The following is a 17,518-nucleotide window of genomic DNA, read 5'->3' as shown; positions in this document are numbered from 1 at the left end:
CGTGTTCTAGCCTGACCTCATGGGTAATCCTGTCATCGTCGAAGCCACCCGCAGCCCCATCGGCAAGCGCAACGGCTGGCTGTCCGGTCTGCACTCCACCGAGCTTCTGGGTGCGGTGCAGAAGGCGCTCGTGGAGAAGGCCGGCATCAGCGCCGGCGACGTCGAGCAGGTCATCGGCGGCTGCGTCACGCAGTACGGCGAGCAGTCCAACAACATCTCCCGGGTGGCGTGGTTGACGGCGGGCCTGCCCGAGCACGTCGGCGCCACCACCATCGACTGCCAGTGCGGCAGCGCGCAGCAGGCGAACCACCTGATCGCCGGGCTGATCGCGACCGGCGCCATCGACGTCGGCATCGCCTGCGGCATCGAGGCGATGAGCCGGGTCGGGCTGGGCGCCAACGCCGGGCCGGACCGGTCGATCATCCGCGCGTCCTCCTGGGACATCGACATGCCCAATCAGTTCGACGCCGCCGAGCGCATCGCCAAGCGCCGCGGCATCACCCGCGCCGACCTGGACGCCTTCGGCCTGGCCTCGCAGCAGAAGGCCAAGCAGGCCTGGGCCGAGGGCCGGTTCGACCGGGAGATCTCGCCCATCGAGGCACCGGTGCTCGACGAGAACAAGCGCCCCACCGCGGAGCGTGGGATCGTCAGCCGCGACCAGGGATTGCGGGACACCACCGCCGAGGGGTTGGCCGCGCTGAAGCCGGTGGCCGAGGGCGGGTTGCACACCGCGGGCACGTCGTCGCAGATCTCCGACGGGGCTGCCGCGGTGCTGTGGATGGACGAAGACAAGGCGAAGGCCCTGGGCCTCAAGCCCCGCGCCCGCATCGTGGCCCAGGCCAACGTCGGCGCCGAAACCTACTACCACCTCGACGGCCCGGTGCAGTCCACGGCCAAGGTGCTCGAGAAGGCCGGCATGAAGATCGGCGACATCGACCTGGTCGAGATCAACGAGGCCTTCGCCTCGGTGGTGCTGTCCTGGGCTCGGGTGCACGAACCGGACATGGACCGGGTCAACGTCAACGGCGGTGCCATCGCGCTGGGGCATCCCGTCGGCTCCACCGGCGCCCGCCTGATCACCACCGCGCTGCACGAGTTGGAGCGCACCGACAAGAACACCGCGCTGATCACCATGTGCGCGGGTGGTGCGCTGTCCACCGGAACGATCATCGAGCGGATCTAGTGGCTCCGGTCTCCGACGCGGACCGCATCGCCGCGGCGCGGGCATACATCGAAGCGTTGGCCAGCCACCGTGCCGACGCGGTGCCGTTCGCGCCGGACTGCACCCGCACGGAGGTCGGCATCAAGACCGGGTTCTCCGGAAATCACCTGCGTCGCAGCCTCAATGGCGGTTTGCAGTACCGGGTGATCGAGTCTGTCAGCGATCCGGAGTTCACCGTCCTCGGCGACACCGTCCGGGCCCGCTTCCAGCTGTCGACCAAGCCGACGCTGTTCGGCCGCAAGGTCGGGGCGCGGGTCGACGAGACGTTCCTGATTCCGGCCGACAGCCCGTCGGGACAACCGCGGATCCACCACATCCGGGCCAGCATCAGGCCCTTTCTCACGCGATAGGGTGCTCGCCATGGCCACTCCGCCCAAGGGGCTGAACTCCAAGCAGACCGGCGTCATCATCAAATGGATGTCACGCCTGAACACCTGGTCCTACAAGGCCACCGGCGGTCGCCTGGGTGCGAAATGGCGGGGCGGTTCCAACCGCTTCTCGGCGCCTCCCCCGGTCGGCATCCTCACCACGATCGGCCGCAAGTCCGGCCAGGAGCGGGAGAGTCCGCTGCTGTTTCTGCGCGAGGGCGACCGGGTCGTCCTGGTGGCCTCGCAAGGCGGCCGCGCGACCAACCCGATGTGGTATCTCAACCTCAAGGCCAACCCCGCGGTGACGTTCCAGATCAAGAACGAAAAGCTGAAGCTGACCGCTCGCGACGCCACCGCCGCCGAGCGCGAGCAGTACTGGCCGAAGCTGGACGCGATCTACCCGGACTTCGACAACTACCGGTCCTGGACCGATCGCGAGATCCCGATCATCATCTGCGATCCGCGCTCGGTGTAAAGCGCGGCCCCGCGCGTCTGACGCGCGTCGTCCAAGTTGTCCGACTTCGGACCGGCCAGTGCACACATTTGTTAATGTGTGCACGCTCACCTCCGGCTGTCGGCGTGAGCCGGCCCATTCGGGGTTCAGGGGACGGAGGGTCGATGTACGAAAATTCGGTCGGGTCTCAGGCGGCGTCACGGCGACCACCCACCGCCGTCCGATTGCTCCTCGCGACGCTGTCCGTGCTGGTCCTCGTCGTGCTCGCGGCGATACCCGCCGGGGCGATGACCATCACCTTCATCCGGCACGCGGAGTCGGCGGGCAATGCCTCCGGCTACATCGACACCTCGGTGCCCGGACCGGAGTTGACGGAGAAGGGCTGGGACGAGGCCGACGCGTTGCCCGCCAAGCTCGCCGGCTCCGGAATCGACGCCAAGGCATTCGACCGTTTCTACGCCTCGACGATGATCCGCACTCAGCAGACCGCGCAACCGCTGCTGGAATCGCTGAATCGCAGCGGTGACGAGCTGGTGGTGATCGGCACCTACGACCCGGCCCGACCGCGTTCGGTGGCCGGCATCCAGGAGATCGGTGCCGGGATTTTCGAGGGCTCCTCGCAGGAAGACGGGTTGGGCCGCCTCGGATACGGGCTGGCCCCCATCGCATGGGCCTTGGGTGCGCGGTTTGTGCGCATCCCGGGTTCGGAGGACGGCAACGAGTTCGCCGCGCGGATGGCGGAGGCCATCGCGCAGATGGAGGCCGACGGGGACGCCGACGGCGACGGCGAGATCAACGTGGTGGCCTTCTCACACGGGGCCACGATGATGTTCTGGACCATGATGACCGTCGACAACCCGAACCTTCTGCTCATGCTGCAGCATCCGCTCGACAACACCAACGTCGTGGTGGTCGAGAAGAACGACGACGGCAGCTACACGTTGAAGAGTTGGGCCGGCCAGGAGGTGGCTGCGGCCACGTACCCGGTGAAGATGCTGGTGAACGTCCGCGATCTGGTGGTGGCGCCGCAGACCGCGCTGCACAATTTGCGCCAACCGGTGTTCGATGCCGACGTCGAGGCCGTCGGGCAGACCGCCGTGCGGGGCGTCCGCGATGTCGGCGACGCCACCGTCAAGTTCGTCACCGACTCGGTCACCGACACCGTCGACGCGATCCGGGATCTGGTGCGGCCCAGGGCCGCTCAGGTCGAACAACAGCGGGCCGAGCAACCGCAGTCGACCGCCTCCAGCGGTGCGGAGCCCGCGGCGACCGAGCTGGAAGCCGACCCGACCGCCGACGACGCCCCGGTGGCGTCCAGCCGCGAGCTGGTCAGGCAACTCGCGGCCGCCGGCACCGACCGGGCCGGGCAGGGCGCGACGTACTCCGAGAGTCGCACGGCGGTACGCGATCTCGGCCGATCCACCCGATCCGAGCTGGCCGAGGCCCGTGGTGAGATGCGGGACCGGGTGCGCAGCGCCGTGGGCGAGGCCGCCGACCATGTCCGCAAGGCGGCCGACAGCACGCGGGAGTCGGTGCGCAAGGCGGTGTCCGGCAAGGACAAGACCAGCTCGAAGACTGATTCGTCCGACAGCTCGTCTGACAAGGACGCCGCGTAACGGTGTAGACCGCGAAGCGCAATCGGCCCCCTCACCTTCGAGGGGGCCGATTGCCGTTGTGCGATGCCGCGCCGGATCAGGCGCCGTAGACCGGAACCGCGGGCCGTGCCTTGGCCAACAGGTCCGACACCACCGGTCCCAGTTCGGCGGGATCCCAGCGTGCGCCCTTGTCCACCTGCGGGCCGTGCGCCCATCCCTCGGCCACCCGGATCTTGCCGCCCTCGAGTTCGAAGACCTGGCCGGTGACGTCGCGGGACTGGACGCTGCCGAGCCAAACCACCAGGGGCGAAACGTTTTCCGGTGCCATGGCGTCGAAGTCGTCGCCCTGGGTCGCCATCATCTCAGCGAAGACGGTCTCGGTCATCCGGGTCCGCGCCGAGGGCGCGATGGCGTTGACGGTGACCCCGTAGCGGCCCATCTCGGCGGCGGCCACCAGGGTCAGCGCGGCGATGCCGGCCTTGGCCGCGCTGTAGTTGGCCTGCCCCACGCTGCCCTGCAGTCCGGCGCCGGAGCTGGTGTTGATGATCCGCGCATCCACGCTCTCCCCGGCCTTGGACTTCGCCCGCCAGTACGCCGCGGCGTGCCGCATGGCGGCGAAGTGCCCCTTGAGGTGCACCGCGACCACCGCGTCGAATTCTTCCTCGGTGGTGTTGGCGAACATCCGGTCACGCACGATGCCGGCGTTGTTGACCAGCACGTCGAGTCCGCCGAAGGTGTCGATCGCGGCCTGGATCATCGCCTGCGACTGGTCCCAGTCGGCCACATTGGCGCCGTTGGCGACGGCTTCCCCACCGGCGGCGAGGATCTCGTCGACCACCGACTGGGCGGCGCTGCCGCCGCCGGCCGGCGAACCGTCGAGGCCCACGCCGATGTCGTTGACCACCACCCTGGCGCCTTCTGCGGCTGCGGCCAGCGCGTGGGCGCGGCCCAGGCCGCCGCCGGCTCCGGTGACGATGACGACGCGGCCGTCGAGAACTCCCATGACTGTGTGTCTCCTTCTATTTGATGTCTGCGGTGGTGGTCGACAGGTAGTGCGGCGGTTCGCCGCCGCCGTGGACCTCCAGCGACGCACCGCTGATATAGGTGGCCGCATCCGAGGCCAAAAACGCTGCGGCCCAACCGACATCCTCGGGTTTGGCGAGGCGGCGAAGCGGCACGTTGGCCGAGATCGCCGCGATGGAGTCGGCGTCGCCGTAGAAGAGGTCGGACTGCTCGGTCTCCACCATGCCGACCACCACGGAGTTCACCCGCACCTTCGGGGCCCATTCGACCGCCAGCGTGCTGGTGATGCTTTCCATGCCGGCCTTGGCCGCGCCGTAGGCCGCCGTACCCGGCGTGGGACGTCGCCCGCTGACGCTGGCGATGTTGACGATCGAACCGCCGCCGTCCTGGTTCTGCATGACGGCGTTGGCGTGTTGCGAGACCGACAGCGGCCCCAGCAGATTCAGTTCGACGATCTTGGTGCTGAACTTGGCCGAGGCGTCGGCCGCGGGCACGTAGGGCGAACCGCCCGCGTTGTTGACCACCACGTCGAGGCGGCCGTGGCGCTCCACGATGGCGGCGATCAGCGCGGCCACCGCCTCGTCGTCGCGGACGTCGCAGGAGTGGAACTCATACGGCGAACCCTCGACCGGGCGACGCGCGCAGGTCACCACGGTGGCACCTTGACCAGCGAAGACCGCGCTGATGCCGGCCCCGACCCCGCGGACGCCGCCGGTGACCAGCACCACCCGACCGTCCAATTGCAGATTGATCCCAGCCACGTCAGTCACTGTGCTAGCGTACCAAGCAAGTGCTTGCTTAGGTAGCGACCCCATCAGGAAGTGACTCGATGACGATCACCACCCAGACAGTCGAACCGGGCATTGTCTCGGTCACCGTCAACTACCCCCCGGTCAACGCCATCCCGTCGGCCGGTTGGTTCGAACTCGCCGACGCGATCACCGCGGCCGGTCGCGACCGGAGCACCCACGTGGTGATCCTGCGCGCCGAAGGACGCGGCTTCAACGCCGGTGTGGACATCAAGGAAATGCAGAACACCGAGGGCTTCACCGCGCTCATCGACGCCAACCGCGGCTGCTACGCCGCGTTCAAGGCCGTCTACGAATGTGAAGTCCCGGTGGTCGCCGCGGTCAACGGCTTCTGCGTGGGCGGCGGCATCGGACTGGTCGGCAACGCCGACGTCATCGTCGCCTCCGACGACGCCAAATTCGGCCTGCCGGAGGTGGAACGCGGCGCCCTCGGTGCGGCCACCCACCTGTCCCGGTTGGTGCCGCAGCACCTGATGCGCCGACTGTTCTTCACCGCGGCCACCGTGGACGCCGACACCCTGCATCACTTCGGCTCGGTACACGAGGTGGTGCCGCGCGCCGAACTCGACGAGTCGGCGTTGCGGGTGGCCCGCGACATCGCCAGCAAGGACACCCGGGTCATCCGGGCGGCCAAGGAGGCGCTGAACTTCATCGACGTGCAGCCCGTCAACGCCCGGTACCGGATGGAGCAGGGTTTCACCTTCGAGCTCAACCTGTCCGGTGTGTCCGACGAGCACCGGGACGCATTCGCCGGCACCGACAAGGGATCTTCTTCGAAATGACAGACAAGAGAACAACTCTGGACGACGCCGTCGCCTCGATCGAGAGCGGCATGACGATCGGCCTCGGCGGCTGGGGCTCCCGGCGTAAGCCCATGGCGTTCGTCCGTGCCCTGCTGCGCACCGACGTCACCGACCTGACGATCGTCACCTACGGCGGGCCGGATCTGGGTCTGCTGTGCTCGGCCGGCAAGGTCAAGCGCGTCTACTACGGCTTCGTGTCACTGGACTCCCCGCCGTTCTACGACCCCTGGTTCGCCAAGGCCCGCACCTCCGGCGCGATCGAGGCGCGCGAGATGGACGAGGGCATGCTGCGGTGCGGGCTGCAGGCCGCCGCGCAACGATTGCCGTTCCTGCCGATCCGCGCGGGGCTGGGCAGCGACGTGCTGCGGTTCTGGGGCGACGAACTGAAGACCGTGCGCTCGCCCTACCCCACCGGTGACGCCCACGAGGAACTGGTCGCCATGCCGGCACTGAACCTCGACGCCGCCTTCGTCCACCTCAATCTGGGCGACAGCCGCGGCAACGCGGCCTACACCGGGATCGACCCGTACTTCGACGACCTGTTCCTGATGGCGGCGCAGCGCCGCTTCCTGTCGGTGGAGAAGGTGGTGCCGACCGAAGAATTGGTGAAAGCGGTTCCGCCCCAAGCTCTCCTGGTGAACCGGATGATGGTGGACAGCGTCGTGGAGGCCCCCGGCGGCGCCCACTTCACCACCGCCGAACCGGATTACCGGCGCGACGAGAAGTTCCAGCGCCACTACGCCGAGGCTGCCGGTTCCGACGAAACGTGGCAGCAGTTCGTCGCCACCTACCTGTCGGGCAGCGAGGCCGACTATCAAGCCGCGGTCCGCGAGTTCGCCACCGCCACCAAGGAGGGACAAGCATGATCGCCCCGAGTCGCGCCGACGTCTGCGCCGCGGCCTGTGCCGACCTGTTCCGCGATGCCGGCGAGATCATGGTGAGCCCCATGACCACGATCGTGTCGATCGGCGCCCGGCTGGCCCGGCTGACGTTCGCGCCGGACATCCTGCTGACCGACGGAGAGGCCCGGCTGATCGCCGACACCCCCGCGATCGGCGCGCCGGCCGAGATCGAAGGCTGGATGCCCTTCGGCCGGGTCTTCGAGACCCTGGCCTGGGGGCGTCGACATGTGGTGATGGGCGCCAACCAGATCGACCGGTTCGGCAACCAGAACCTGTCGGCCTTCGGGCCCATCCAGCACCCCACCCGGCAGATGTTCGGCGTGCGCGGAGCCCCGGGCAACACCATCAACCACGCCACGAGTTACTGGGTGGGCAACCACTCCCGCCGCGTCTTCTGCGACGCGGTCGACATCGTGTCGGGAATCGGCTGGGACAAGGTCGATTCCGACAATCCCGCCTACCGGTTCGCCAACATCTACCGGGTGGTCAGCAACCTCGGCGTGTTCGACTTCGGCGGCCCCGACCGCACGATGCGCGCGCTGTCGCTGCATCCCGGCGTGACCGCCGAGCAGGTCGCCGAGAACACCTCGTTCGAGGTCCACGGCCTCGACGCGGCGACGGTCACCCGGCTGCCCGAACCCGAGGAACTCGAGTTGCTCCGCGAGGTGATCGACCCGAAGTCACTGCGGGACAAGGAAGTCAAGGCCTGAGCATGGGTGCGCTGAAGACCCCGCTGACCGAACTGGTCGGCATCGAACATCCCGTCGTGCAGACCGGCATGGGATGGGTGGCCGGCGCCCGCCTGGTAGCCGCCACCTCGAATGCCGGCGGTCTGGGCATCCTGGCGTCGGCGACGATGACGCTCGCCGAACTCGAGACCGCGGTGGCCAAGGTGAAGGCGGCCACCGACAAGCCATTCGGCATCAACATCCGCGCCGACGCCGGGGACGCGAACGAGCGGGTGGAGTTGCTCATCCGCGAGGGCGTCAAGGTCGCCTCGTTCGCGCTGGCACCCAAGCCCGACCTGATCGCCAAACTCAAAGAGGCCGGCGTCGTGGTGATCCCCTCGGTGGGGGCGGCCAAGCACGCCAAGAAGGTGGCCGGCTGGGGTGCCGACGCGGTGATCGTGCAGGGCGGCGAGGGCGGCGGGCACACCGGACCGGTGGCCACCACACTGCTGCTGCCCTCGGTGCTCGATGCCGTGGCCGACACCGGGATGCCGGTGGTGGCCGCGGGCGGCTTCTTCGACGGCCGCGGGTTGGCCGCGGCGCTGTCCTACGGCGCCGCCGGCGTCGCGATGGGAACCCGGTTCCTGCTCACCTCCGATTCGACCGTGCCCGACGAGGTCAAGCAGCGCTACCTGCAGGCCGGCCTGGACGGCACCGTGGTCTCGACCCGGGTCGACGGGATGCCGCACCGCGTGCTGCGGACCGGCCTGGTGGAGAAACTCGAAAGCGGGTCGCGGGTGCGCGGATTCAGTGCCGCGGTCCGCAACGCGCAGAAGTTCAAGAAGATGACCGGGATGAACTGGCGATCCATGGTCACCGACGGCATGGCCATGCGGCGCGGTAAGGACCTGACCTGGTCCCAGGTGGTGATGGCCGCGAACACGCCGATGCTGCTCAAGGCCGGCCTGGTCGACGGCAACACCGACGCCGGGGTGCTGGCGTCCGGGCAGGTCGCCGGAATCCTCGAGGACCTTCCGTCCTGCGCCGAACTGATCGACTCGATCGTGAACCAGGCGGTCGATCACCTTCGCGCGGCATCCGCCCTGATCGCTGAGTGAAGTAATTAGCTTCATTTTCCGATTATGAAGCTATGATCTTCATATGTCGGTTGCGAAGCGCGGGGCTTCACCGGTCGTCGCCACCCTGATCGGTGACGTCGTCGGATCGCGGCTTTACCCGGACCGTCGCGAACTGCACGGCCGCCTGACCGCGGCACTACAGGAGGTCGCCGCCGGCGCGGCCGACGCGCCGGCGATCACCGTCGGCGACGAGTTCCAGGGCACCTTCGGCACCGTCGGCGCCGCGATCGACGCGGCATTCACGTTACGTCTGCTGCTCAATCCCGGTATCGACGTCCGGTTCGGGCTCGGCTGGGGCGCCGTCACCCAACTCGACCCGGCGACGGGCATCCAGGACGGGCCCGGCTGGTGGGCGGCCCGCGAGGCCATCGAGTGGGTGTCCACCCAGCAGGAACAAACCGGGTTCACGCAGCTGCGAACGGCCTTCCGCAACGGCACCGACGCCGGCGCCGATCCCCACGCGGTCAACGCCGCCCTGATGTGTCGGGACCATCTGCTTGGATCGCTGGACGAACGATCCCTGCGGCTTCTGGCGGGCCTGCGCGCGGGGCGGTCGAAGAAGGAGTTGGCCATGGCGGAACGGATCAGCCCCTCGGCGGTGTCCCAGCGCGCCGGGCGGGCGGGATTGGATCTGCTCCTGGCGGCCGCCGAGGAACTGCGGCAGCTCCGATGAGCGCGCTCGCGGTCTTCCTGTCCGCAATCGGGCTGGCCGACATCTGCCGCAAGCTCACCGACCGCCGCTGGCCGGCACTGGTGGCGGGACCGGTGGTGGTGCTCGGCTGCGCGCTGCTGGCCGGGCTCTGGCGGTTCGGCGACGTCGTGCTGCTGACGTTCGCCGCGGTGGCCGCGGTGGCATGGGTGCGGCTCAGCTCCGCCGCCGAGCGGACCGGTACCGGCGAGGGGCGGGCACTGACGGTCTTCGGGGCCACCGTCGCGGTGCTGTTGGTGTTGGCCGGCTGGATGTCCCCGGTCGAGGGGCTGCTGGCGGGCTGGCTTCGTTGGGTCGGGCTCGGCGATCTCGAACCGGAGCGGGCGTTGATGATCTTCGCCGTCGTGCTGCTGCAGCTGGTCACGGCAAATCAGTTGGTGCGGTTGATACTCGGCGCCGTGGGGGCCGTCCGGCCCGCCGGCCAACCGCAGCCCTCGGACCGGCTCAAGGGTGGCCGGTTGTTGGGTCCCATGGAGCGGTTGCTCATCGTCGGCCTGGGCCTGGGCGGCCAGATCGGCGCGGCCTCGGCGGTGGTCGCGGCCAAGGGCATCATCCGATTTCCCGAACTCAATGCGCAGCGCAAGGACAATGGCGGCTCGGGAATCGACGAGGTGACGGAGTACTTCCTGGTGGGTAGCTTCGCCAGTTGGCTCATCGCGATGGCGGGGTTGATGCTGGCGCTGAACTGATCCGGTCGAAACCCCCAAACGGCCCTCCGGGATTCCTACACTCAGGCTCATACGGCACGTCGGCTCTCGGGAGGCATCATGAAGACGAATGCGGCAATTCTCTGGGAGTACGGCGGCGACTGGACCGTCGAGGAAATCGACCTCGATCCGCCCAAGGACGGTGAGGTGCTGGTTTCCTGGGAGGCGACCGGCCTGTGCCACTCCGATGAACACATCCGCACCGGGGATCTGCCCGCGCCGCTGCCGCTGATCGGCGGGCACGAGGGCGCCGGCATTGTGCGCGAGGTCGGGCCCGGCGTCGTGGGCCTCGCCCCGGGCGACCATGTGGTCGCCTCATTCCTGCCGGCCTGCGGGCGTTGTCGATTCTGTTCGACGGGGCACCAGAACCTGTGCGACCTCGGTGCGCTGATCATGGCCGGAACTCAGGTGGACGGCACCTACCGGCGCCGGGCCCGCGGACAGAATGTCGGCGCGATGGCGTTCGTCGGAACGTTCTCCCAGTACGGCTCCGTGCCCGAGGCCTCCATCGTCAAGATCGACGACGACGTGCCGCTGTCGCGAGCGTGTCTGCTGGGCTGCGGGGTCACCACCGGCTGGGGTTCGGCGGTCAACACCGCCGACGTCTCCCCCGGTGACACCGTCGTCATCATCGGGTTCGGTGGCATCGGCAGCGGCGCGGTGCAGGGCGCCCGCCTGGCCGGCGCCGAGAAGATCATCGTGGTCGAACCCAACGAGCAGAAGCGGGCGAAGGCCATGATGTTCGGCGCCACGCACTTCGCCACGTCGATGGAGGAGGCCACCGCGCTGGTCGCCGACCTCACCCGGGGGGTGATGGCCGACTCGGCGATCCTCACCGTGGGTCTGCTCGAAGGTCCCCAGGTCGAGGAGGCCGCCAACATCATCCGCAAGGGTGGCGCGGTGGTGATGACCGCGCTCTCGACGATGGCCGACACCTCGCCGACCCTGGGCATGATGATGTTCACGCTGTTCCAGAAGCGACTGCTGGGCAGCCTCTACGGCGAGGCCAACCCGCGCGCGGACATCCCGCGGCTGCTCTCGCTCTACCGCGAGGGCAAGCTGCTGCTCGACGAGACCGTCACCCACGAATACAAGCTGGCCGAGGTCAACGAGGGCTACGAGGACATGCGGGCGGGCCGCAACATCCGCGGCGTCATCCTGCACGACCACTGAGCCCGGGGCCCACCAGGCCGCCACAGCCCGCCGCCGCGATCTCAGCCGCCGCCGAGATTGACGAATTACCCGAAGGTACTCGCACTTTTCGGCCCAAACTCACGTTTGGGCCGAAAAGGGTGCGGGCCGAAAGCGCGGCGGTGGGTCAGAGGCGTTCGATGATCGTGACGTTGGCGGTGCCGCCGCCCTCGCACATGGTCTGCAACCCGTAGCGACCGCCGGTGCGCTCCAGGGTGTTCAGCATGGTGGCGAACAGCTTGGCGCCGGTCGCGCCCAGCGGGTGGCCCAGCGCGATCGCGCCGCCGTTGGGGTTCACCTTCGCGGGATCGGCCTTGAGCTCCTTAAGCCAGGCCATCACCACCGGCGCGAATGCCTCGTTGATCTCGACGGTGTCGATGTCGTCGATCGACAGGCCCGTCTTCTCCAGCGCGTAGCGCGTCGCCGGGATGGGGCCGGTGAGCATGAACACCGGGTCGGCCCCGCGGGTGCTGATGTGGTGGATCCGCGCGCGCGGCGTGAGCCCGTGGTCCTTGACGGCTTGCTCGGAGGCCAGCAGCACCGCGCTGGCGCCGTCGGAGATCTGGCTGGCCATCGCCGCGGTCAGCCGGCCGCCCTCGACGAGGGTCTTCAGGCCGGCCATCTTCTCCAGCGACGATTCGCGCGGGCCCTCGTCGACCCGGAACGGTCCGCTTTCGGTGTCCACCGTGAGGATCTCGTTGTCGAAGTTGCCGCCCCGGATGGCTTCGAACGCCTTCTCGTGGCTGGCCAACGAGAACTTCTCCATGTCCTCGCGCGACAGGTCCCACTTCTCGGCGATCAGTTCGGACCCGCGGAACTGCGAGATCTCCTGGTCGCCGTAGCGGTGCAACCAGGACTTGGATTCGTTGGTGGGCGAGGTGAAGCCGAACTGCTCGCCGACGGTCATCGCCGAGCTGATCGGGATCTGGCTCATGTTCTGCATGCCGCCGGCCACGATCAGGTCGGCCGTGCCGGACATGATGGCTTGCGCGCCAAAGGAAATGGCCTGCTGGCTGGAACCGCACTGCCGGTCGACGGTGACGCCGGGGACCTCTTCGGGGTAGCCCGCCGCCAGCCAGGACAGCCGCGCGATGTTGCCGGCCTGGGCACCGATGGCGTCGACGCAACCGGCGATCACGTCGTCCACGGCGGCGGGGTCGACGTCGACCCGGTCGAGCAGACCACGCCACGCCAGCGCGCCCAGGTCCACCGGGTGCACCCCGGACAGGGCTCCGCCGCGCTTACCGACGGCGGTCCGCACCGCGTCGACGACATAGGCTTGGGTGACGGCCATGCTCAGTTCTCCTTTGAATTTGCAGTGTTTGCAAAGCTTTTGGCGGGTGTGGTGATGCCACCGAGGACGATGGCCAGGTACTGCGCGCCCACTTGCGCCGCGGTCAGTTCGCCGCCCGGCTGGTACCAGCGCACCGACACCCAGGTGGTGTCGCGGATGAAGCGATACACCAGGTCCACATCGAGATCGGGCCGGAAGTAGCCCTCCCTGACGCCCTGGTTGAGCACGTCGAGCCACATCTTGCGCTGTTCGCGGTTGCGTTCGTCGACATAGGAGAACCGCGGCTGCGCGGACAACCGCTTGGCCTCGTCCTGGTAGATGACCACCTGCGCGTGGCGATGCTCGATCGCCTCGAACGACGCCAGGAACAACCCCTTGAGCCGTTCCAGCGGGTTCGGTTGGGTGTCGATGATTTCCCGGTACCGGCCGAACAACCAATCCAGGAAGCCGCGCAGCACCTCGTCGACCATCTCTTCCTTGGACGCGAAGTGGTGATACAAGCTGCCCGAGAGAATGCCTGCGGCGTCTGCGATGTCGCGGACCGTGGTGGCCTTGAGCCCACGCTCGGCCATCATGGTCGCGGCCAGCGCGAGCAATTCATCGCGCCGACTGGCGGGCGGACTGGGCGGATCGGACGCCATGCCCACCATCCTAGCAACCAAGCGCTTGCTAGGTGGCTGGGGTCGGGTATTCACCGGGAAACGGCGAAGCCCGCCGCGGCAGTCACCGCGACGGGCTTCGTCGACGTCGTCGAGATCAGGCGGCGGTGCCGGCGCTGTCCTCCCGGGCGCGGCGCGCCGCGATGAACGACCGCACGCCCGCCACCACGTACACCAACAGCAGCACGAACATGATGGTGCTGACGATGATCGCCGCCGGAACCTCGGAGGTGCCGTCGAACACCTCGCCCAGCTTGACCACGCGAGACAACGAGCCCAGCGCGGCGAGCAGCGCAATCGCCAGCGCGGCATGGATCGCATGTCGATGCAGATTGGGCTTGCGCGCGAGCAAACCGGCCACCACCAGCAGGATCCCGACGAACGCGGGAATGAGAGCCGTGACGCTGGCCGCGGCGGTCACGATGTAGGCAATAACGCCGGTGGCGACCAGCAGGCCGCCGATCCACAGGGTCAACTTCGTCACCGATCGGTCCTCTCAGAACTGTTGCTGACGCTCGCGCCCGAGGCCGGCGCAAGCTCGCCCGAGCCCCACCGACCAGGGCAGTTGCGCCTGATCGACCTCAAACCTACCCGAGTTGGGCCGCGCCTCCGAAGTGGCGCCGGACCCGGCCGCCACCGGTCCGCGGGCGTTCAGAGCACCCGACGACACCGCCTCGCGCATAATCGGCAGTCGAGGGTCAGGGCTCGAACACCACCTTGACCGCGCCCTCCTGTTTCTTCTGAAAGATCTTGTATGCGTGCGGCGCCTGCTCCAGCGGCAGCACATGGGTGGCGAAGGTGTCCACCCCCAAGGGGTCCTCGTCGGTGAGCAGCGGCATGATGTCGTCCACCCAACGCTTCACGTTCGCCTGCCCCATCCGCAGCGTCACCTGCTTGTCGAACAGCGTCAGCATCGGCAGCGGATCGGCCATCCCGCCGTAGACGCCGATCAGCGAGATGGTGCCGCCGCGGCGCACGATGTCGATGGCCGAATAGAGCGCGTCGAGGCGGTCGACGCCGGCCTTCTGCAGCATCGGCCGGGCCAGCGCGTCGGGCAGCAAACCGGTGAGTTGCTGGGCGACGTGGGCCACCGGCGAGCCGTGGGACTCCATTCCCACCGCGTCGATCACCGCGTCGGTGCCGCGGCCGCCGGTCAGCTCCCGCACCGCGTCGCCCACCGATCCATCGAGCGCGGTCAGGTCGAGGGTCTCGATGCCGCGGGCCGCCAGCCGGCCCAGCCGCTCGGGGACCAGGTCCACCCCGATCACGCGGTAGCCCAGGTGATGGGCGATGCGCGCCGCCATGTCCCCGATGGGGCCCAGCCCCAGCACCGTGACCGAGCCGCCGTCAGGAATCTCGGCGTAGGCCACCGACTGCCAGGCGGTGGGCAGCACGTCCGACAGGTAGACGAAGCGTGAATCCGGCGGCCCCTCCGGCACCTTGATGTGGGTGAACTGCGCCTGCGGCACCCGCAGGTACTCGGCCTGCCCGCCCGGCACGCTGCCGTAGAGCTCCGAGTAGCCGAACAGCGCCGCGCCCATCCCGTGCTCGCGGACCTGAGTCGTCTCGCACTGCGTGTACAGGTCGAGATCACACATGGCGCAGTGCCCGCAGGAGATCTGGAACGGGATCACCACCCGGTCGCCCGGCGTCAGGCCCGTGACCGCGCTGCCGACCTCGCGCACGATGCCCATCGGTTCGTGGCCGAGCACGTCGCCCGGATTCATGAACGCGCCGAGCACCTCATACAGGTGCAGGTCGGAACCGCACAGGTTGGTCGAGGTGACCTCGATGATCGCGTCGGTGGGTTCCTCGATCTTGGGGTCGGGCACGGTGTCGACCCGCACGTCACGTTTCCCCTGCCAGGTCACGGCTCGCATCGCAGTTCCTTCCGGTAGACAGCCCCGTGAGCCGTCTACCCGGGAAGGACGCGTCGAAAACTGGCGGAGCGTCAGGCGCGCTGGCTGGACACCGAGATCACTTCACCGGTGAGGTAGCTCGAGTAGTCGCTGGCCAAGAACGCGATGGTGGCCGCGACCTCCCAGGGCTCGGCAGCGCGCCCGAATGCCTCGTCCGAGGACAGCCGGTCCAGCAGGTCCGCCGAACTGGTCTTCTCGAGGAACTTGTGGCGGGCGATGCTCGGGGAGACGGCGTTGATCCGCACGCCGTATTCGACGGCCTCGATGGCACTGCAGCGGGTGAGCGCCATCACTCCCGCCTTGGCCGCCGCGTAGTGCGACTGGGAATGCTGTGCGCGCCAACCCAATACGCTGGCGTTGTTGACGATGACGCCACCGTGACCGGCCTCGCGGAAGTAGCGCAGCGCGGCGCGGGTCGACCGCATCACCGAGGTCAGGGTGACGTTGAGGACCCGGTCCCATTCTTCGTCGTCCATGTCGACGACGGCGGTCTCCCCACCCAGCCCGGCGTTGTTCACCACGACGTCCACCCGGCCCAGCCGGGCCGTGGTCGAGGCGATCAGCGCATCCACCTGGGCGGTCGAGGTGACGTCGCAGACCACGCTCTCCACCCGCCCCAGGCCCAGGGCGGCCAACTGGCCGCGGGTTTCGCCGAGGCGGCGCTCGTGGTGATCGGAGACCATCACGTCGGCGCCCTCGAGCAGCGCGCGGCGGGCGGTGGCCGAGCCGATACCGGTGCCAGCCGCGGCGGTGACCACCACGACCTTGCCGGTCAGAAGTCCATGTCCGGCAATCTCTTCCGGGACGCTGGAGAGACTCATCAACCCTTCACCTCTCGGGGTAGGCCGAGAACTCGCTCGGCGATGATGTTGCGTTGGATCTCGTTGGAGCCGCCGTAGATGGTGTCGGAGCGGGAGAACAGGAACAACCGCTGCCATTCGTCGAAATCCGGCTTGCCGTTCTCGTCCTTGAGGACCAGACCGGTCTTGCCGGCGATGTCCATGGCGAGCTCGCCCAACCCGCGATGCCAGTTGGCCCACAACAACTTCGACACGTTATCTTGCCCTGGCCGTTCCACGTCCATGGTGGCCAGCGCGTAGGACCGCATCGCACGCAGCCCCACCCAGGCCCGGGTCAACCGCTCACGGATCAACGGGTCATCGATGGTGCCGTTGCTCTGGGCCAGCGCGACGATCCCGGAAAGTTCACGTGCGTAACGAATCTGCTGTCCGAGCGTGGAAACCCCGCGCTCGAAGGTGAGCGTGCCCATCGCGATGCGCCAGCCGTCGCCGGGCTCCCCGACCACCAGGGACGCGTCGGTGCGCGCGTCGTCGAAGAAGACCTCGTTGAACTCCGAGTCGCCCGTCAGCTGGACGATGGGCCGGATCTGCACCCCCGGCTGATCCAGCGGCACCAACAGGTACGACAGCCCGGCGTGGCGCTTGGAGCCCTTCTCGGTGCGGGCCACCACGAAGCACCACTGCGCCCAGTGCGCCAACGACGTCCACACCTTCTGGCCGTTGATGACCCACTGGTCCCCGTCGAGGACCGCGGTGGTCGACACGTTGGCCAGGTCGCTGCCGGCGCCCGGCTCGGAATACCCCTGGCTCCACAGTTCGGTGACGTCGAGGATCTTCGGCAGGAAGCGCTGCTGCTGCTCGGGGGTACCGAACGCGATCAGGGTGGGACCCAGCAACTCCTCGCCGAAGTGGTTGACCTTGTCCGGGGCATTCGCGCGGGCGTATTCCTCGTAGAACGCCACCCGGTGCGCCACCGACAGGCCGCGCCCCCCGTGCTCGGTCGGCCAGCCCAGACAGGTCAGCCCGGCCTGCGCCAGGTGCTGGTTCCAGGCGCGCCGTTCTTCGAACGCCTCATGCTCACGACCGGGCCCACCGAGGCCTTTGAGCGCTGCGAATTCGCCGACGAGGTTGTCGGCCAGCCACTCACGGACCTCCGCCCGGAACTTCTGGACCTCCGCCATCCCTGTAGGCTAACCTACCAAGCACTTGCTTTGGTGACCGGTCGGCGATGTACGCAGCGGAATTGCGCGATGAGG

At 68.4% G+C, this 17,518-nt stretch carries 19 protein-coding genes; 11 read left to right on the top strand and 8 right to left on the bottom strand.

Annotated features, from left to right (window positions below):
• Positions 1–19: 19 nt before the first annotated feature.
• The 4 genes from R2K23_RS02210 (at position 20) to R2K23_RS02195 (ending at position 3,660) form a co-directional block, all read left to right on the top strand.
• Positions 20–1,183, top strand: a complete 1,164-nt coding sequence (locus R2K23_RS02210) for a steroid 3-ketoacyl-CoA thiolase (protein WP_316513943.1) — start codon at positions 20–22, stop codon at positions 1,181–1,183.
• Positions 1,183–1,572 (top strand): DUF8021 domain-containing protein, encoded by a 390-nt coding sequence (locus R2K23_RS02205; protein ID WP_316513942.1) that lies wholly within the window; start codon positions 1,183–1,185, stop codon positions 1,570–1,572. Before R2K23_RS02210 ends, R2K23_RS02205 begins: the two co-directional genes overlap by 1 nt.
• Positions 1,573–1,582: 10 nt before the next feature.
• Positions 1,583–2,065, top strand: coding sequence for a nitroreductase family deazaflavin-dependent oxidoreductase (locus R2K23_RS02200; protein WP_316513940.1), 483 nt, complete (start codon positions 1,583–1,585; stop codon positions 2,063–2,065).
• A gap of 143 nt (positions 2,066–2,208) precedes the next feature.
• The gene (locus tag R2K23_RS02195) at positions 2,209–3,660 is read left to right on the top strand and encodes a histidine phosphatase family protein (protein ID WP_316513939.1); all 1,452 of its coding nucleotides are present in this window, start codon (positions 2,209–2,211) and stop codon (positions 3,658–3,660) included.
• A 76-nt stretch (positions 3,661–3,736) separates the two neighbouring features.
• Here R2K23_RS02195 and R2K23_RS02190 read toward each other — a convergent pair whose 3' ends face one another.
• Together R2K23_RS02190 and R2K23_RS02185 are read right to left on the bottom strand one after the other, a co-directional pair.
• The gene (locus R2K23_RS02190; RefSeq protein ID WP_316513938.1) at positions 3,737–4,642 is read right to left on the bottom strand and encodes an SDR family oxidoreductase; all 906 of its coding nucleotides are present in this window, start codon (positions 4,640–4,642) and stop codon (positions 3,737–3,739) included.
• 16 nt (positions 4,643–4,658) lie between these two features.
• Entirely contained in the window at positions 4,659–5,477 is an 819-nt protein-coding gene (locus R2K23_RS02185) for an SDR family oxidoreductase (protein WP_396892887.1), read from the bottom strand.
• Between the two features lie 14 nt (positions 5,478–5,491).
• Here R2K23_RS02185 and echA20 point away from each other — a divergent pair, with 14 nt between their 5' ends.
• From echA20 to R2K23_RS02150, 7 genes are all read left to right on the top strand, one after another.
• The gene (gene echA20 / locus R2K23_RS02180; RefSeq protein ID WP_316513936.1) at positions 5,492–6,253 is read left to right on the top strand and encodes a (7aS)-7a-methyl-1,5-dioxo-2,3,5,6,7,7a-hexahydro-1H-indene-carboxyl-CoA hydrolase; all 762 of its coding nucleotides are present in this window, start codon (positions 5,492–5,494) and stop codon (positions 6,251–6,253) included.
• A complete protein-coding gene (gene ipdA / locus R2K23_RS02175) occupies positions 6,250–7,140 on the top strand; it encodes a cholesterol ring-cleaving hydrolase subunit IpdA (RefSeq protein WP_316513935.1) in 891 nt (296 codons plus the stop codon). Before echA20 ends, ipdA begins: the two co-directional genes overlap by 4 nt.
• Positions 7,137–7,886 carry a cholesterol ring-cleaving hydrolase subunit IpdB gene (ipdB, locus tag R2K23_RS02170; protein ID WP_316513934.1) on the top strand — a complete coding sequence of 250 codons (750 nt, stop codon included), beginning with the start codon at positions 7,137–7,139 and terminating at the stop codon, positions 7,884–7,886. The genes ipdA and ipdB overlap by 4 nt, the downstream gene beginning before the upstream one ends.
• Before the next feature lie 2 nt (positions 7,887–7,888).
• Positions 7,889–8,962 (top strand): (3aS,4S,5R,7aS)-5-hydroxy-7a-methyl-1-oxo-octahydro-1H-indene-4-carboxyl-CoA dehydrogenase, encoded by a 1,074-nt coding sequence (ipdC, locus tag R2K23_RS02165; protein ID WP_316513933.1) that lies wholly within the window; start codon positions 7,889–7,891, stop codon positions 8,960–8,962.
• 43 nt (positions 8,963–9,005) lie between these two features.
• Positions 9,006–9,656, top strand: a complete 651-nt coding sequence (locus R2K23_RS02160) for a SatD family protein (protein ID WP_316513932.1) — start codon at positions 9,006–9,008, stop codon at positions 9,654–9,656.
• Complete coding sequence (locus tag R2K23_RS02155; RefSeq protein WP_316513931.1) at positions 9,653–10,381, top strand: hypothetical protein; 729 nt, start codon at positions 9,653–9,655, stop codon at positions 10,379–10,381. Before R2K23_RS02160 ends, R2K23_RS02155 begins: the two co-directional genes overlap by 4 nt.
• Positions 10,382–10,459: 78 nt before the next feature.
• The gene (locus tag R2K23_RS02150; RefSeq protein WP_316513930.1) at positions 10,460–11,572 is read left to right on the top strand and encodes an NDMA-dependent alcohol dehydrogenase; all 1,113 of its coding nucleotides are present in this window, start codon (positions 10,460–10,462) and stop codon (positions 11,570–11,572) included.
• A gap of 145 nt (positions 11,573–11,717) precedes the next feature.
• On the opposite strand, the gene fadA6 is transcribed toward R2K23_RS02150, so the two are convergent.
• From fadA6 to ipdE1, 6 genes are all read right to left on the bottom strand, one after another.
• Positions 11,718–12,884 carry a steroid 3-ketoacyl-CoA thiolase FadA6 gene (gene fadA6, locus R2K23_RS02145; RefSeq protein ID WP_316513929.1) on the bottom strand — a complete coding sequence of 389 codons (1,167 nt, stop codon included), beginning with the start codon at positions 12,882–12,884 and terminating at the stop codon, positions 11,718–11,720.
• Positions 12,885–12,886: 2 nt separating this feature from the next.
• A complete protein-coding gene (gene kstR2 / locus R2K23_RS02140; protein WP_316513928.1) occupies positions 12,887–13,525 on the bottom strand; it encodes a TetR family transcriptional regulator KstR2 in 639 nt (212 codons plus the stop codon).
• Between the two features lie 115 nt (positions 13,526–13,640).
• Positions 13,641–14,027, bottom strand: coding sequence for a hypothetical protein (locus R2K23_RS02135; protein WP_316513927.1), 387 nt, complete (start codon positions 14,025–14,027; stop codon positions 13,641–13,643).
• 214 nt (positions 14,028–14,241) lie between these two features.
• A complete protein-coding gene (locus R2K23_RS02130) occupies positions 14,242–15,423 on the bottom strand; it encodes a zinc-dependent alcohol dehydrogenase (protein WP_316513926.1) in 1,182 nt (393 codons plus the stop codon).
• 71 nt (positions 15,424–15,494) lie between these two features.
• A complete protein-coding gene (gene ipdF, locus R2K23_RS02125; protein WP_316513925.1) occupies positions 15,495–16,283 on the bottom strand; it encodes a (5R,7aS)-5-hydroxy-7a-methyl-1-oxo-2,3,5,6,7,7a-hexahydro-1H-indene-carboxyl-CoA reductase in 789 nt (262 codons plus the stop codon).
• Positions 16,283–17,443 carry an acyl-CoA dehydrogenase IpdE1 gene (gene ipdE1 / locus R2K23_RS02120; protein WP_316513924.1) on the bottom strand — a complete coding sequence of 387 codons (1,161 nt, stop codon included), beginning with the start codon at positions 17,441–17,443 and terminating at the stop codon, positions 16,283–16,285. The genes ipdF and ipdE1 overlap by 1 nt, the downstream gene beginning before the upstream one ends.
• Positions 17,444–17,518: the final 75 nt, after the last annotated feature.

It is taken from the genome of Mycolicibacterium sp. MU0050 (assembly GCF_963378085.1).
Taxonomy (GTDB): Bacteria; Actinomycetota; Actinomycetes; order Mycobacteriales; family Mycobacteriaceae; genus Mycobacterium; species Mycobacterium wendilense.
The sequence above is the reverse complement of the archived record's forward strand: the minus strand, read 5'-3'. Positions and strand labels throughout refer to the sequence as shown.

Coding starts and splice junctions, on each gene's coding strand:
- R2K23_RS02150 (WP_316513930.1), top strand. CDS start 10,460: ATGAAGACGAATGCGGCAATTCTCTGGGAGTACGGCGGCGACTGGACC.
- R2K23_RS02130 (WP_316513926.1), bottom strand. CDS start 15,423: ATGCGAGCCGTGACCTGGCAGGGGAAACGTGACGTGCGGGTCGACACC.
- kstR2 (WP_316513928.1), bottom strand. CDS start 13,525: ATGGCGTCCGATCCGCCCAGTCCGCCCGCCAGTCGGCGCGATGAATTG.
- R2K23_RS02210 (WP_316513943.1), top strand. CDS start 20: ATGGGTAATCCTGTCATCGTCGAAGCCACCCGCAGCCCCATCGGCAAG.
- fadA6 (WP_316513929.1), bottom strand. CDS start 12,884: ATGGCCGTCACCCAAGCCTATGTCGTCGACGCGGTGCGGACCGCCGTC.
- R2K23_RS02185 (WP_396892887.1), bottom strand. CDS start 5,477: ATGGGGTCGCTACCTAAGCAAGCACTTGCTTGGTACGCTAGCACAGTG.
- ipdE1 (WP_316513924.1), bottom strand. CDS start 17,443: ATGGCGGAGGTCCAGAAGTTCCGGGCGGAGGTCCGTGAGTGGCTGGCC.
- echA20 (WP_316513936.1), top strand. CDS start 5,492: ATGACGATCACCACCCAGACAGTCGAACCGGGCATTGTCTCGGTCACC.
- ipdA (WP_316513935.1), top strand. CDS start 6,250: ATGACAGACAAGAGAACAACTCTGGACGACGCCGTCGCCTCGATCGAG.
- R2K23_RS02160 (WP_316513932.1), top strand. CDS start 9,006: ATGTCGGTTGCGAAGCGCGGGGCTTCACCGGTCGTCGCCACCCTGATC.
- R2K23_RS02195 (WP_316513939.1), top strand. CDS start 2,209: ATGTACGAAAATTCGGTCGGGTCTCAGGCGGCGTCACGGCGACCACCC.
- ipdF (WP_316513925.1), bottom strand. CDS start 16,283: ATGAGTCTCTCCAGCGTCCCGGAAGAGATTGCCGGACATGGACTTCTG.
- R2K23_RS02155 (WP_316513931.1), top strand. CDS start 9,653: ATGAGCGCGCTCGCGGTCTTCCTGTCCGCAATCGGGCTGGCCGACATC.
- R2K23_RS02200 (WP_316513940.1), top strand. CDS start 1,583: ATGGCCACTCCGCCCAAGGGGCTGAACTCCAAGCAGACCGGCGTCATC.
- R2K23_RS02190 (WP_316513938.1), bottom strand. CDS start 4,642: ATGGGAGTTCTCGACGGCCGCGTCGTCATCGTCACCGGAGCCGGCGGC.
- ipdC (WP_316513933.1), top strand. CDS start 7,889: ATGGGTGCGCTGAAGACCCCGCTGACCGAACTGGTCGGCATCGAACAT.
- ipdB (WP_316513934.1), top strand. CDS start 7,137: ATGATCGCCCCGAGTCGCGCCGACGTCTGCGCCGCGGCCTGTGCCGAC.